General features: G+C 67.5%; 13 protein-coding genes and 1 pseudogene. 7 read left to right on the top strand and 7 right to left on the bottom strand.

The window, feature by feature from the left end:
- Positions 1-3 precede the first annotated feature (3 nt).
- On the bottom strand, positions 4-861 hold the full coding sequence (gene kdsA, locus AruCF_RS10385; RefSeq protein ID WP_049073165.1) for a 3-deoxy-8-phosphooctulonate synthase: 858 nt from the start codon (positions 859-861) through the stop codon (positions 4-6).
- 237 nt (positions 862-1098) lie between these two features.
- On the opposite strand from kdsA, the pseudogene AruCF_RS29825 reads away from it, so the two are divergent.
- The 3 genes and pseudogenes from AruCF_RS29825 to AruCF_RS10375 all read left to right on the top strand — a co-directional run.
- Positions 1099-1659 (top strand): annotated as a pseudogene (locus tag AruCF_RS29825) (HD domain-containing protein); the annotation flags it as partial.
- Positions 1660-1758: 99 nt separating this feature from the next.
- Positions 1759-2058 carry a nuclear transport factor 2 family protein gene (locus AruCF_RS29820; protein ID WP_367619284.1) on the top strand — a complete coding sequence of 100 codons (300 nt, stop codon included), beginning with the start codon at positions 1759-1761 and terminating at the stop codon, positions 2056-2058.
- Between the two features lie 44 nt (positions 2059-2102).
- Positions 2103-3320 (top strand): DUF1444 domain-containing protein, encoded by a 1218-nt coding sequence (locus AruCF_RS10375; RefSeq protein ID WP_083036695.1) that lies wholly within the window; start codon positions 2103-2105, stop codon positions 3318-3320.
- 33 nt (positions 3321-3353) lie between these two features.
- Here the strand turns inward: AruCF_RS10375 and aqpZ are convergent, their stop codons facing one another.
- The 6 genes from aqpZ to AruCF_RS10345 form a co-directional block, all read right to left on the bottom strand.
- Positions 3354-4064 (bottom strand): aquaporin Z, encoded by a 711-nt coding sequence (aqpZ, locus tag AruCF_RS10370; RefSeq protein ID WP_049073162.1) that lies wholly within the window; start codon positions 4062-4064, stop codon positions 3354-3356.
- Positions 4065-4206: 142 nt separating this feature from the next.
- Positions 4207-4788: a glycerol-3-phosphate responsive antiterminator gene (locus AruCF_RS10365; protein ID WP_049073161.1), complete on the bottom strand. Its 582-nt coding sequence runs from the start codon at positions 4786-4788 to the stop codon at positions 4207-4209.
- 1 nt (position 4789) lies between these two features.
- On the bottom strand, positions 4790-6346 hold the full coding sequence (locus tag AruCF_RS10360; RefSeq protein ID WP_049073160.1) for an FAD-binding oxidoreductase: 1557 nt from the start codon (positions 6344-6346) through the stop codon (positions 4790-4792).
- Positions 6343-8022 carry a glycerol-3-phosphate dehydrogenase/oxidase gene (locus AruCF_RS10355; RefSeq protein WP_049073159.1) on the bottom strand — a complete coding sequence of 560 codons (1680 nt, stop codon included), beginning with the start codon at positions 8020-8022 and terminating at the stop codon, positions 6343-6345. Before AruCF_RS10355 ends, AruCF_RS10360 begins: the two co-directional genes overlap by 4 nt.
- On the bottom strand, positions 8019-9557 hold the full coding sequence (locus AruCF_RS10350; protein WP_049073158.1) for an FGGY family carbohydrate kinase: 1539 nt from the start codon (positions 9555-9557) through the stop codon (positions 8019-8021). Before AruCF_RS10350 ends, AruCF_RS10355 begins: the two co-directional genes overlap by 4 nt.
- A 14-nt stretch (positions 9558-9571) precedes the next feature.
- Positions 9572-11032 (bottom strand): MFS transporter, encoded by a 1461-nt coding sequence (locus AruCF_RS10345; RefSeq protein ID WP_049073157.1) that lies wholly within the window; start codon positions 11030-11032, stop codon positions 9572-9574.
- Between the two features lie 223 nt (positions 11033-11255).
- Between AruCF_RS10345 and AruCF_RS10340 the strand changes: the two genes are divergently transcribed.
- The 4 genes from AruCF_RS10340 to AruCF_RS10325 all read left to right on the top strand — a co-directional run bounded on the left by AruCF_RS10340 (position 11256) and on the right by AruCF_RS10325 (position 13260).
- The gene (locus AruCF_RS10340; RefSeq protein ID WP_053086043.1) at positions 11256-11645 is read left to right on the top strand and encodes a lysozyme inhibitor LprI family protein; all 390 of its coding nucleotides are present in this window, start codon (positions 11256-11258) and stop codon (positions 11643-11645) included.
- A gap of 97 nt (positions 11646-11742) precedes the next feature.
- The gene (locus AruCF_RS10335) at positions 11743-12102 is read left to right on the top strand and encodes a hypothetical protein (protein ID WP_049073156.1); all 360 of its coding nucleotides are present in this window, start codon (positions 11743-11745) and stop codon (positions 12100-12102) included.
- Positions 12103-12116: 14 nt separating this feature from the next.
- Positions 12117-12629, top strand: coding sequence for a hypothetical protein (locus AruCF_RS10330; protein ID WP_049073155.1), 513 nt, complete (start codon positions 12117-12119; stop codon positions 12627-12629).
- An 88-nt stretch (positions 12630-12717) separates the two neighbouring features.
- A complete protein-coding gene (locus tag AruCF_RS10325) occupies positions 12718-13260 on the top strand; it encodes a hypothetical protein (RefSeq protein ID WP_049073154.1) in 543 nt (180 codons plus the stop codon).
- The last annotated feature ends 17 nt before the right edge of the window (positions 13261-13277 follow it).

Raw genomic sequence — 13277 nt, 5'->3', positions numbered from 1 at the left:
CCGTCAGGGTTCGATATCGATGGGCGCAAAGGATTTCACCAGGTCATCCAGCTGCTTGAGCTGGGTCAGGAAGGGCTCCAGCTTGTCCAGCGGCAAGGCGCTGGGGCCATCGCACTTGGCGTTCCGGGGGTCCGGATGGGCCTCCAGGAACAGGCCGGCCAGCCCCACGCCCATGCCTGCCCGCGCCAGTTCCGCGACCTGCTCCCGGCGTCCGCCGGAGGCCGCGTCCAGCGCCGAGCGCTGTTGCAGGGCATGGGTGACGTCGAAGATGACCGGCCGATTGCCGGTGACTTTCTTCATGACGCCGAAACCCAGCATGTCGACGACCAGGTTGTCGTAGCCAAAACTGGTGCCGCGATCGCACAGGATGATCTGCTGGTTGCCGGCTTCGGTGAATTTCTCGACGATGTTGAGCACCTGGGTGGGGCTGAGGAACTGCGGCTTCTTGATGTTGACGACGCGGCCGGTCCTGGCCAGCGCCACCACCAGGTCGGTCTGACGGGCCAGGAAGGCCGGCAGTTGCAGGATATCGGCCACTTCCGCGACAGGCGCGGCCTGCCAGGGTTCGTGCACGTCGGTGATCACCGGCACGCCGAAGTTCTGCTTGACCGCCTCGAAGATCTTCATGCCCTCTTCCAGGCCCGGGCCGCGGTAGGAGTGGATCGACGAGCGGTTGGCCTTGTCGAACGACGCCTTGAACACGTAAGGGATGCCCAGCCGGGTGGTCACGCGCTGGTATTCCTCGCAGGCGCGCAACGCCAGATCCTTGGATTCCAGCACGTTGATTCCGCCGAACAGCACGAAAGGCTGGTCGTTGGCGCAGGTGATCGAGGGCGAAATGACAACTTCCGGGGCGGTCATGATGAGGCGGTCCTGTAAAGATGAAGCAGGTGACAAGTGCGTAATGTACAACCAGCCCGGGCCGGATCCCGTCCGCCCCCCGGCTTTTTCGCCATGTTTCAGCGGCTGGACGTCATGCGGCCCGGGACGCCGCCGCGCAGCCGGCAGGGACGTCGCCGCAAAGGTCACGAGATACACTGGCCCTGGCGCAGACCGCTTCACCAGCGTATTGACAACAGACTTACGATTACCTGATCCATGGACACTGCCACCCTGCAAGGCCGGCTCGAATTCCTGCGGCAAGCCGAAAAGCTCAAGGACGTGCTGCGCAGCGCCCGCAGTTCGGGCGGGCGCCAGGAAAGCACGGCGGAACACACCTGGCGACTGTGCCTCATGGCCATGATGCTGGAAGAAGGCCTGGCGGACCTGGACTTCGCCCGCGTCCTGCGACTGTGCGTGGTCCACGACCTGGGCGAGGCCATCCACGGCGACATCCCTGCCACCCGGCAATCCGCCGCCGGCCCCGGCAAGGGCGTCCAGGAACGGCAGGATCTGCTGCAACTGGCCGGCCCGCTGGACGAGGCGGCGCGCGCCCGGCTGCTGGCGTTGTGGGACGACTACGAAAACGCCGCATCGGCCGAAGCCCGCGCCGTCAAAGCCATGGACAAGCTGGAAACCCTGCTACAACATAACCAGGGCGCCAATGCCCCGGACTTCGACTATGCGTTCAACCTGGACTACGGCCGCAAGCACACCGACGCCCTGCCCCTGTTCCGGGAAATCCGGCGGCTGCTGGACGCCGACACCGAAGCGCATATCCGCCGGCAGGCCGCCGCCCGCGCCGCGCCGTCCAACGCGCCCGCCGACGTGGTCCAGCGGCAGCTGGACGCGTACAACGCCCGCGACATCGACGCCTTCATGGCAGCCTGGGCGGACGACTGCCTGTACTACGCCTTTCCCGACACCCTGCTGGCCAGCGGCAGCGCCCAGATCCGCCAGCGGCATGTGGAACGCTTCCAGGAGCCCGACCTGCACGGCCGCCTGGTCAGCCGCATCGTCAATGACGACATGGTGGTGGACCAGGAAGTCGTCACCCGCAACTTCGCCGACGGGCCCGGCGAGATCGACGTCGTTGCGATCTACGAAGTGCGCGATGGCAGGATCGCCAAGGCCTGGTTCAACCTCGGCCAGCCCCGACCGCGCGCCGGGCCGGCGTAGCGACGGCGGGTTGTCCGGCGCCGGCCCCTCCTCGTGAGACAAGCATGGGATTCCTCGACTCGCTGTTCCGGCGCAAGCCCACGCAAGACCAGTTCGCCGCGCTGTTCATCGCCGCCGCGCGGCAACGGGGCTTTACCGGCGACCTGGATTACAAGGCCGATGAGTTCCGCCTGGTGCACGGCGAAGGCTCGTATTTCAATCTGCACAACGCGTACCAAGCCTATTGCGACGCCCCCGGCGGGCAACGCCAGGGCGCCTTGCAGGGCTATGTCTCCACCCTGCTGACCAGCAGCCAGACCCGCCCGGCCTCGCTGGCCGAGGCCCGCCCGTTGCTGCGTCTGGTGATCCGCGGCCGCGCCATCCTCGAAGCGGTGCGCATGCACCACCTGCGCAGCGATGGCAACGACGACGATTTCCACCCGGCGCTGCGCCCCTTCGGCGACGATTGCGTGGTGCTGCTGGCGCTGGATCACCCGGAGTCCATCGCCACGCTCACCAACGGGCCCGATGAGGAATGGGGCGTGTCGTTCGACGAGGCCCTGGCCATCGCCATCGACAATCTGCGCGAGTCGGTCGACCACTTCGTGGAAGTGGCGCCGGGCGTGTATGGCGGTGGGTGGGAAGATGGCTACGACATCAGCCGCGCGCTGCTGCCCGACATGCTGGAGCGCATCCCGGCGCGCGGCCGCCCGATATTCATGATGCCCACCCGCGACTTGCTGCTGGTCAGCGGCGACAGCGACGAGGATGGCTTGCTGAAGATGATGGAACTCTGCCTGCAAGTGGTGGAGCATGGCCGCCCCGTCTCCGCCTGCATGTACCGCTACGGCGAGGCTGGCGTCGAACGCTACCAGCCTCGACGGGAACCCCTCATGCGCCTGCAGGCGCACCTGGCGCGGGTGCTGGCCCAGGGCGATTACGACGCACAGAAAGAGGCCCTGGACCGACTGTACGAAGAGCGGGGCATCGACGTGTTCGTGGCCACTTACAACCTGTTTACCCAGAACGACGACGTGGCCGCCTCATTCTCGCTGGCCACCTGGACGCGGGGGGTGGACACTTCGCTGCCCAAGGTCGATCGCCTGGCGCTGGTGCGGCCCGAGGCCGCCGATGATCTTGGCGAAGTCCGGGTGGTGAGCTGGGAGCAGGCGGCGGCCGAACTGGCGCCGCTGCTCGAACCCGAAGACCGGTATCCGGCGCGCTACCGCACGCGGGGCTTTCCCGATGATGCGCAGTTGGCGCGGCTGCGCGCCGTGGATTGATCGCGCAGGCCCCGCGAACGCCGCATCCCGACCTTATGCCTGCGGGCCTCGCTCGCTCACCAGCCGGTAGGCCAGCGCGCCGATGATCGCGCCCACGATCGGCGCCACCCAGAACAGCCACAGTTGCTCCAGCGCCCAGCCTCCCACGAACAGCGCGGGGCCGGTGGAGCGAGCCGGATTCACCGAGGTATTGGTGACCGGAATGCTGACCAGGTGGATCAGCGTGAGCGCCAGGCCGATCGGGATGGCCGCGAAACCGGCAGGCGCCCGCTTGGAGGTCGCGCCCAGGATCACGAACAGGAAGCCCGCCGTCATCACGACTTCGGTGACCAGGGCGGCCGCCATCGAATACTTGCCCGGCGAATAGGCATCAAAGCCGTTGGCAGCGAAGCGGCTGGCCTGCAGATCGAATCCCTGCTGGCCATTGGCGATCACCGCCAGCACCCCGGCCGCGGCGATGGCGCCCAGCACCTGCGCCACCACGTAGGGCAGGATTTCGCGGGCCGGGAAGCGGCCGCCGGCCACCAGTCCGACCGTGACCGCGGGATTGAAGTGTCCGCCCGAAATGTGACCGACGGCGAACGCCATGGTCAGCACGGTCAGGCCGAACGCCAGGGCGACACCGGCAAAGCCGATGCCCAGCTGCGGAAATCCCGCCGCCAGCACCGCCGCGCCGCAGCCGCCCAGCACCAGCCAGAAGGTGCCGAAGAATTCCGCGCCGCAGCGCTTGGATAGTGGGTACATGTTTCGCCCTCCGCGATTGAAAACGCGAAGGTAGCGCGGGGCCGGCGTTACGACTTCAAAGCAATGCAAATTCCGCGCGATTCTTGACGTTGCTTGACGATGCCGGCCGGCCAGCGGGCCGCCCGGCATCGCGCAAGCCCGCTCATCGCAGCGTTTTGGCGTCCACGCTCCACAATCCCGCATCGCTGGTCGACACCGCCACCGCGCCGTGCCGCAAGGCAGCCGCCACGTCCGCCTGGTTGCAAACGAAACCGGACGCCACGATCGGCGGCAAGGCCTTCAGGTCCGACGGCGCCATGTGGGCCAGCATCGGCGCCGGCATGATCTGCACCAGATTGGGATCGCTCTGCTCCAGCGCCTTGACGCTGCGCGGCCAGGTGGAACGGTCGGTCACGAACACCTTCTGCATCGTCACCATGCCGGCGCGATTGGCGCGCTGGATGGTGGCGACGCGGGTCGACACCAGGCTCGCCACGCCGATGTCCGCCAGATATTCGACGCCGCCCTTGTCCTGCGACAGGCCTTCGCAGCTGTCGATATTGACGATGACGTACTTGCCCGCCCGGTTCAGGGCGGCGATCACCGGCGCGAGCCGGCGCAGCTCGACGTTGGCGACAATGCCGATCTCGGCCACGCTGCCAACGAAGGCATTGACCTGCTCCGGCCCGTAGAGCGTGGCAATGACCGGATGCCGCGCCAGGCATGCCCCGAGTGACCTGTCCATGTTATCGCCTGCCTTGATCGTAGAGGCCTTCGTCCGTCAGACCGAGCTTGCCGGGGTTCAGGAGGTTGCCCGGATCCAGCGCCTGCTTGACGGCGAGCAGCACCGCGAAAGCCGGCCCGAGCGATTCGCGCATGTACGGTGAGCGCAACAGGCCCACGCCATGGTGGTGGCTGAGCGCGGCATTGTATTTGATCAACACCGCGTTGGCCGCATCCCACGCGCGCCGATACCATTGCGCCCGGTCTTCGACCGCGACCTCGCCGCGCAACGAGAAATACAGGCAGGCGCCGTCGACGTAGGCATGCGACTGGTGCGCCGATCCGGCCAGGGTGCCGGGCACGGCATTGACGGCGGCCACCACTTCGTCATAGATGGCCGGCAGGTCGCTCCAGCGCCCCGCCATCTCCAGCGTGTCGGCCACGAAGCCTGGACTGCGCTTGAAGCCCTCGGCGCTCTTGCCAGTCAGGTAGCGGGTATCCAGCCAGCGCTCGAACACCGCCTCGCCATCCAGCGCCACGCCCGACTCACGGCAAACCTCGTCGCTGATATCCATGACCGCGTCGACCATCGGCCGCGGGCCTTCATCGGCCACCAGCAGCACGTTCAGGTCGGGCTGGCCGAACTGCACACCGCTTTCGAGCGCGTCGTACAACCGCAATGCGGCGGGATTGGCGCCGCGCTGCATGATCTGGCGGCAGGCCTGCAGGCCGGCGGCGAAGGTCTCGAAGCCGTAGGCGATGGCGCGGCCGTAATCAGGCAGCCGGTGCAGCTTCAGCCGCACCCGCACCACCACGCCCAGCGTACCCTCGGAGCCGATGAACAATTGCAGCAGATCCGGCCCGACCGCCGCGCGGGAATACCCGCCCACCGTGATCAGGCTGCCGTCGGCCAGCACCACATCCATGCCGAACACCATGTCCTCGATCTTGCCGTAGCGGGTGGACAGTTGCCCCGCGCCCCGGCATGCCACCCATCCGCCGACTGTGCTGATGCCGAAAGAGGACGGCCAGTGCCCCATGGTCAGGCCGTGGTCGCGCTGGAGGGTCTGCTCGAACACATCCCCGAACATGCCGGCCTCGACCTCGACGATCTGGCTCTCGCGGTCGATGCCGACGAACCGGTTCAACTGGCAGACATCCAGCACGATGCCGCCGCGCAGCGGCAGCGCGGCGCCGGTGACGTTGCTGCGCCCCGCCGACACGGTGACGGGAAGCGAGGCCGCATGCGCGATCCGCATCACGGCCTGCACCTGGTCGACCGTCGATACCTTGACGATCACCGCGTGCGGCGTGGCGGGACGGCCGGCGGTCTCGGTCATCATCGACCCTGCCCACCAATCGCGCGTCCAGGCCACGGCGTCGGCGCTGGCGGTCAGGACCTCGTCGGCCGCCGCCCGCAACGCCTCGACCTGCGCGGCCGGCACGGACACCGGGTCGCGCTGCAGGCCCGGCTCGCTGCCCGTGCGCGCCAGCCCGGCCGCATAGGCGGGCGGGGTATGCGCGCCGACCACATAGTTGCCGCGGTTGTAGCCGCGCTTGATGGCTTCTTTACTGATCACGTGTCGTCTCCCATGAGTACGGATTTTTCATGCTCGATGGCGGCGCGGTAGCCTCGCACCTGTTCCGCCACCGCTGCGTCGGACAGGCCGAGTTCGGCCTGCAGGATCTGGCCCACGCGCGCGGCGGCCGCGACCGAGGCGTCGCGCGCCATCAGCCGGGCCCGCATGCGACGCGAGAGCACGTCTTCCACCGTGGCCGCCAGTTCGTGGCGCACGGCATAGAGCGCCTCGGCCTCGGTGTACGGCAACCCCGGCACCAGCGGCGCCGCCAAGGCCGGCGCCTGCTGCATCAGGTCGCTGACGAAGCGCGCCTCGGTGCCATAGCGCTCGCCCAGGTGGGCGGACAGGCCGCCCGAGGCCACAATGGCCTGCGGGTCGTAGCCCGCCGCGCCCAGCAGGAAGGCGCGGGCCGTGACGCAGCGCGCCTTGCGCCCCAGCACTTTCTGGGCGGCGTCGATGGTCTGTTCGGCCATGTGGCGCGAGGTTGTCAGCTTGCCGCCGACGATGGTGACCAGGCCATCCGCGGCGACCAGGATTTCATGGTTGCGCTTGATCTCCAGCGTCTTGCCGCCCGGCGGCCCGACCAGCGGCCGGCAGCCCGCGATGCTGCCCACCACGTCCGCGGCGCAAAGGTCGGTCTTGAGCGCCGAACGCGCCCCTTCCAGCAGGAAATCGAGCTCGCGGCGGGTGCAATGGACATCGTCCAGGTCCCCCTCGTAGTCCTCGTCGGTGGTGCCCAGGTAGGACACGTTGCCCCAGCGGGTGATGGTGGCGCGGCGGCTGCGTCCCGGCACCGGGATGGTCACCGTGCAGTCGTTGCGCACCTTTAGCCACGGCACGGCCACGTGCACGCCCTTGGCCGGGCGGATGTGCAAGGCCTGCGGATCGCCCTTGCGGCTGCCGTTCCAGTCGCGCAGCCACACGCCGGTAGCCATGATCACCACGCTGGCGCGCACCCGGATCTCGTCCTGCCCGGCCTGCACGATGGCGCCGTCGATCCTGCCATGGGTGTCGCGCGTGACCTCGATGGCCCTGGCGTGGTTCAGCACCGCCGCGCCGTGGAACGCGGCGGTGCGCGCCACCGCCAGCGTCAGGCGCGCATCGTCGACCCGCGCGTCGAAATACAGGAAGCCGCCCAGCAGCCCATCCTGCTTGAAGGTGGGGCAATGCGACAGCACTTCCTCCGGGGTCAGCTTCTGGTGCAGGATGCCTTCGCGCCAGCCGCCGGCAACGTCGTAGGTCCAGAGCAGGCTCTCGAACGCCTTGGCCAGCCGCTTGTCGAAGACCCCATCGCGCTCCAGCAGCGGGAACAGGAATGGCAGGCGCTGCACCAGGTGGCGGGCGTTGCGCCGCAGCCGCTGGCGTTCGTGCAGCGAATGGCGCACCAGCCCCAGGTTGCCCTGTTCGATGTAACGCAAGCCGCCATGCACCATCTTGGATGACTTGGACGACGTGCCCGACGCGAAGTCGTCCTTTTCGACCAGCGCCACGCGGTAGCCGCGCAGGCTGGCGTCCAGCGCGGCATAAGCGCCCGTGATGCCGCCGCCGACGATGAGCATGTCGAAATGCTCGTCGCCAAGCCGGTCCGCCTGCTCCTGCCGAGCCAGCCGCAACGGTTCGCCGCGGGTCATGCCGGCCCTCTCCTTCCTGGGCTTTCTCGATGGCCAGCCGATCATGTCCGCAATGCCTCCTGCTTGTCCTGGGAATACAGGCCCGCGTGGGCCAGTTCGGATTCGACGCGCGAATGCCACAATGCGCGGCGGCGGGCGCGGGCCTCGGCCGCCAGGGTGGGTTGGAATACCGCATCGGTGGCGGCGGTCTGGCGCGCGGCCTGCAGCGATGGCCACAGCAGGCCCGACGCCCCCGCCAGGAAAGCGGCGCCGCGCAGGCTGGCGCGATCGGCCTCCCGCATGCGGCGGATCGGAATGCCGAGCAGGTCGGCCTGGATGCGCAGCAACGGATCGCTGCTGGACAGCCCGCCGCCCACCACCAGTTCCGACACCCGCACGCCCGAAACCTCCTCGTCCGCCTCGATGCAGCTGGCGACCGAATGGGCGATGCCTTCAAGGATCGCGTAGGCCACCTCGGCCTGCGTGGTGGCCATGGAAATGCCGGTCAGCGAAGCGCGCGCGCCGGCCGCCATGCGCGGCACGCGCAACCCGGTCAAGGCCGGGATGAACGTCACGCCGCCCGCCGATTGCGCGGTGGCCGCCAGTTCGCTGATCTCCTGCGCGTTCCTGAACCACTTCAGCTTGTCGCAGACCCAGTTCAGGGCCGAGCCCGTGGTGGAGACGAAGGTCTCGACCGCGAAGTGCGACACCTGGTCCTGACGCCGCGCCGTCATCGTCAGCGAGCCTTCGAAGCGGCCGCTGTTGACGGGCGTTTCGGGGCCGATGATCAGGTCGACGAAACTGCCCGTGCCATGCACGCACATCGCCTGCCCGCGATCCAGGCAGCCCAACCCCACCGCGCCCGCATGCTGATCGCCGGCCGACGCCCGGATGGGCACGGCCAGGCCCAGGAGGTCCGCGCGGGTCTGGCCGAAGTCGTCGGATTCCTGGCGCAAGGCCGGCAGCAACTCGCGCGGAAATTCCAGCGCGTCGATCCAGTCCAGGTAATAGCGGTGCCCGGACAGCACATAGGCGCCGGCCGAAGTGGCGTTGGTGGGCGTCGTCACGCACTCGCGGCGGTCCGACAGATGCCACAGCAGCCAGGTGTCGACGGTGCCGAACGCCAGCCGGCGCTCGCGCCAGGCCTGCCCCACCGCGGGCGAATCGCGCAGGTGGCGCGCCGCCCAGAGATAGGGCGAACGCACCCCGGCCGGGCGGCCCACCTGCTCCAGCAAACGCGGGTTCCAGGCCGGCGCCAGGCGATCGAGTTCGTCGACGTAGCGCGTGTCCTGCCACACCATGGCCGGCACCAGCGCGCGACCCGTGGCGGTGTCCCACAGCACGGCAGTGGCGCGCTGCGTGGCCAGCGCCAGCGCCACGATGGCCTGGCCATCCCGGCGCGCCTGCGCGATCACCTTGCGGCACACCTGCAGGGTTCTTTCGAGAATCGCGTCGGCATCCTGTTCGACCACGCCGGGCCGCGGCGTATCGACCCGCAGGGCCAGGTATTCCTGGCCCGACACGTGGCCGTCGCCCGACACCAGGGCCGCGCGCGTCCCCGAGGTGCCGGCGTCGATGGCCAGGATCACGTTGTTCGGCATATTGTCTGCGTCCCTCATCGTGCGGTTTTCCCCAGCGCCGGATCGAGCGCGGGCAGGTTCTCGTCCCCCTTGAACTGCGGCGCGCCGGCTTCGTTGTCCGGATTGATGCCGCTGCGGGTGGGATCCCATTTGATGGCAAAGCAGATGATGCTGGCGGCCAGCGGCACGACCGACAGGATCAGGAAGGTCTTCTCCAGGCCATAGCTCTCGCGGAACAGCGGAAACACCAGCAGGCCGACCGCCGCCCCGATCGAGCCGAGCGCGCCGATGACCCCGTTGGCGCCGGCCCGCAGTTCGCCCCGGAACGACAGCGACGACAGGCTCTTGCCGTTGGCGCCCGGACCGCCGGAATGGAACAGGATGAACAGCGATGGCACCGCCACCGCCAGCCACAGCGGCATCCTGCCGTGGAAGGTGCCCAGGATCAGCAGCATCAGGAAGACCGCCGCGAATCCGAACGCCGAGGCGCGCCGCAGGCCGAGCTTGCGGCCGACGTAGGGCGACATGAAGCCGCCGAAGATGCCGAAGATGTTGAACACCAGCGCCCCCACCGTGGCATAGACGAAGTCCTTGCCGAACAGCGCCGCGCTGATCAGCGGCAGATACCACCCCACCGCGAAGTACTGGATCGACTGGCCGATCTGCACGGTGGCGGCCAGGATCGTGCGCGGCAGGTACACGCCGCGGAAGATCAGCAGCACGTTGGCCAGCCCGCGCCGCGCCTGGTTGGTCACCGGCACGCGTTCGCGCGGCGGCGCGGCCGTGAAGGGCTGGCCGTAGATGCGGGTCATGGCCGCGGCCGCCTCGTCGACGCGCTCCTTGCGCGCCAGCCAGATCGGGCTCTCGACCATGTAGCGCAGCTGCAGCGCCAGAATGGTCAGCGCGAACACCGCCGTGGCCGCGACCGAATAGCGCCAGATCGCGTCGCCCACCTCCCAGGAGTGGAACAGCAGCGCCAGCAGCAGATTGGAGCAGACCGCCGTGTACCACATGCCCTGCCAGGTGTTCAGGCGGCTCTTGAGCCTGACGGGCGTGAATTCCGCCAGCACCGCCATCGCGATGGCGAAGTCGATGCCATAGGCCGCGCCAACGAAAAAACGGCCGGCCAGGATGACGTCGAACGACGGCGCGAACACCACCAGCAGCGCGCCGATCAGCGCCAGCAGCTTGGCGACGATCAGCGGTCGCATGCGCCCCCAGCGATCGGCCATCCAGCCACCGATGGGATTGAAGGCGATGGCCACCCAGGACGCGAAGGACGTCATCAGCGCCACCTGGGCCGCGCTCAGGCTCAGGTCGCGCGTCATGGGCCCCAGGCCCGCGCTGAGCGCGGAATTGGCGAATGCGTCCAGGAACAATCCGCCCAGGGCCAGCCACCAGATCAGCCCAGCCCGGCCGACGATGCCCGGGCGAGAATCGATATACGCGATGACATCATCGATGCCACGCAGCTTGACGGGTATTGATTGATGCACGGCAGTCTCCTCTTGGAATTATTTCTGTAAGAGGTCGACGCAGCGTGCGCGCGATAAAAGACCATCTTACAGATGGTCTTTTATCTAGATCTGTGCGAGTGACTTTATGGACTATCCAGGGCAGTGTCAACCGGGAAAACACCAAGCCGCGACTGGCGGTATGCTTGCGCTGCGCGCCGCTTCCGGCGCGCACGATCCTTCCACTTTTCGCCTTCGCGCCACCATGATCCGACATGCCCTCGCGCTCTCCCTGATGCTGTCTCCCGCCCTGGTCCTGGGCGCCTCCACGCCGGACTACATGGGCCAGTACGACCGCTGCCTGCGCGACGCGGGTGTCACCAACAATGGCACCGTCGGGGCCTGCGCGGAAGGCGTCTCGGCGGCCGCCAAGCGTGAAATCAACACGCTCTACGCCAGGATCCAGGCGCGCCTGGCCAACGAATACCCGGACGACGCCGTCAAGCTGGAACAGACCCAGAAGGCCTGGCTGGCCTACCGCAACGGCCATTGCGCGCTGGCCGGGTCGCACGTCGGTTCGCCCATGTACGAGTACTGCCCGATGCTGCTCAACATCAACCGCGCCGATGAACTGCGGGAACTGGCAGGCGACTGATTCTGGCGCGCTGGCGCTTGCCGTGCCTCGGAGACGTTGGTAACTTTGCCGTGCCCGGCCTCGCGTTCCTCGTTTTTCGCATAGGACAGCGCCCATCATGACCATCGTCGTATACGCCGCCAACGCCCGCAGCCTTTGGGAAACCATCCAGGCTGACATCGTCCCCATCGGCGCCCGCGCCACGACCAGCGGCAACAGCTGGCGCAAGGACGACAGCGGCCGCGCCACCAAGATCTATCGCGCCACGCCCACCGGCCAGCATGACGAACGCGCCTACTTCGTCGGCACCGTGCGCACCGGCCAACTGATGCTGCTGGACCTGTTGCCCGGCAGCGAGGCGCTGACCTGGCCGCTGTTCGGCGCCTTGCACGGCCACCTGTCGGGGATGCTGCTGGCGGCCTATCCCGACGCGATCCTGTCGCTGAACCTGTTTCCCAACAAGCCCACCGACGCATAAGAAAGAACCACGCTGTGCTGCTGTTATCCGTATATTTGCTGGCCGCCGTGTCGCTGGGCGTGCTGAGTTGGCGTATGTCGCACCGGCCCGACGGCAAGACGCACGGCGACATTGCCCGCTCGGCCGCCGCCGGGGCCGCCCTGTTCGCCGCGCTGGGCCCCCCGGTGGGCACCCTGATCTTCGCGCTATTCCTGGCCATCGCCGCGAAGAGCCTGGAAACGCTGTTTACGTCCATGTTCCTGGTGATCTGGTCATACCTGTACGGCGGCGTGCCTGCGTTGCTGTGCGGCCTGGTGGCGGGCGCCTGCCGGCCCGCCGTCGTGACATGGCGCTCGTACTGCTGGCCGGGGCTGCTGGGCGGCCTCTATGCTTTCGTGTTCCTGGCGGGCTTCGCGGTGCGCGACAGCTCGCTCATCGAACTGGGCTTCCCGCTGTTCCTGGGTGGCTTGCCCGGACTGGTCAGCGGCGCGGTCTGCGCCCGGGTGTTCTACGGCAGACCGCAAGCCACGGCTGCCGCCCTCGCCTGATCAACGCCTGCTATTGCCCGTCCAGATCTCGCGCTGTACCGCCCCTATTTTTGCGCTACAAAACGAAACCAATAATAGGGAGAGGTACATGCTAAAGCTGTCTGCCGTTGTCGTCCTTGCGCTGACGATCTCGGGTTGTTCGACGTTCGCCGTGCCCCGGTATTCGGCCGATGCCGAAACCGTATCGGCATTGCGTTCGATGGGCGAAGTCAAGGTGAATGTCGGCCCCTTCAACAATGGCCCCGGCGATCAGAGCAAGTCTGGCGTGCTGACCTGCCGCGCTTTCGGTCCCGTCAAGACGCCGAATGCCGAGGCGTATTCGGAATACGTCCGCAAAGCGCTCGTCAGTGAGCTCATGATGGCAAATCTCTATGCCGAAAAAGCGCCAGTGGAACTCACCGGCACGCTCGACAAACTCAACTTCAGTTCCAACAGCGGCAAATGGGTCAGCGCCCTGACATTGAGATCCAGCAACGGCAATTCGCTGTCGGTGGAAGACACCTACAAGTTCACCACCAGTTTCGTCGGCGAAACGGCCTGCACCCAGACGGCACTGGCGGGGCTCGGCGCGGTTCAGGAACTGATCAAGAAGGCGGTGCGCGACCCGGCGTTCCCCAAGCTCTTGAAGTAAGCACGAACAAAGCGGTG

The organism is Achromobacter ruhlandii, from assembly GCF_002082135.1.
In the GTDB taxonomy this organism is placed as follows: Bacteria; Pseudomonadota; Gammaproteobacteria; order Burkholderiales; family Burkholderiaceae_B; genus Achromobacter; species Achromobacter ruhlandii.
The sequence above is the reverse complement of the archived record's forward strand: the minus strand, read 5'-3'. Positions and strand labels throughout refer to the sequence as shown.

Excerpts from the sequence above, each read along its gene's own strand:
- AruCF_RS10355 (WP_049073159.1), bottom strand. The coding sequence starts at position 8,022 with ATGATCGGCTGGCCATCGAGAAAGCCCAGGAAGGAGAGGGCCGGCATG.
- aqpZ (WP_049073162.1), bottom strand. The coding sequence starts at position 4,064 with ATGTACCCACTATCCAAGCGCTGCGGCGCGGAATTCTTCGGCACCTTC.
- AruCF_RS29820 (WP_367619284.1), top strand. The coding sequence starts at position 1,759 with ATGGCAGCCTGGGCGGACGACTGCCTGTACTACGCCTTTCCCGACACC.
- kdsA (WP_049073165.1), bottom strand. The coding sequence starts at position 861 with ATGACCGCCCCGGAAGTTGTCATTTCGCCCTCGATCACCTGCGCCAAC.
- AruCF_RS10325 (WP_049073154.1), top strand. The coding sequence starts at position 12,718 with ATGCTAAAGCTGTCTGCCGTTGTCGTCCTTGCGCTGACGATCTCGGGT.
- AruCF_RS10340 (WP_053086043.1), top strand. The coding sequence starts at position 11,256 with ATGATCCGACATGCCCTCGCGCTCTCCCTGATGCTGTCTCCCGCCCTG.
- AruCF_RS10350 (WP_049073158.1), bottom strand. The coding sequence starts at position 9,557 with ATGCCGAACAACGTGATCCTGGCCATCGACGCCGGCACCTCGGGGACG.
- AruCF_RS10365 (WP_049073161.1), bottom strand. The coding sequence starts at position 4,788 with ATGGACAGGTCACTCGGGGCATGCCTGGCGCGGCATCCGGTCATTGCC.
- AruCF_RS10335 (WP_049073156.1), top strand. The coding sequence starts at position 11,743 with ATGACCATCGTCGTATACGCCGCCAACGCCCGCAGCCTTTGGGAAACC.
- AruCF_RS10375 (WP_083036695.1), top strand. The coding sequence starts at position 2,103 with ATGGGATTCCTCGACTCGCTGTTCCGGCGCAAGCCCACGCAAGACCAG.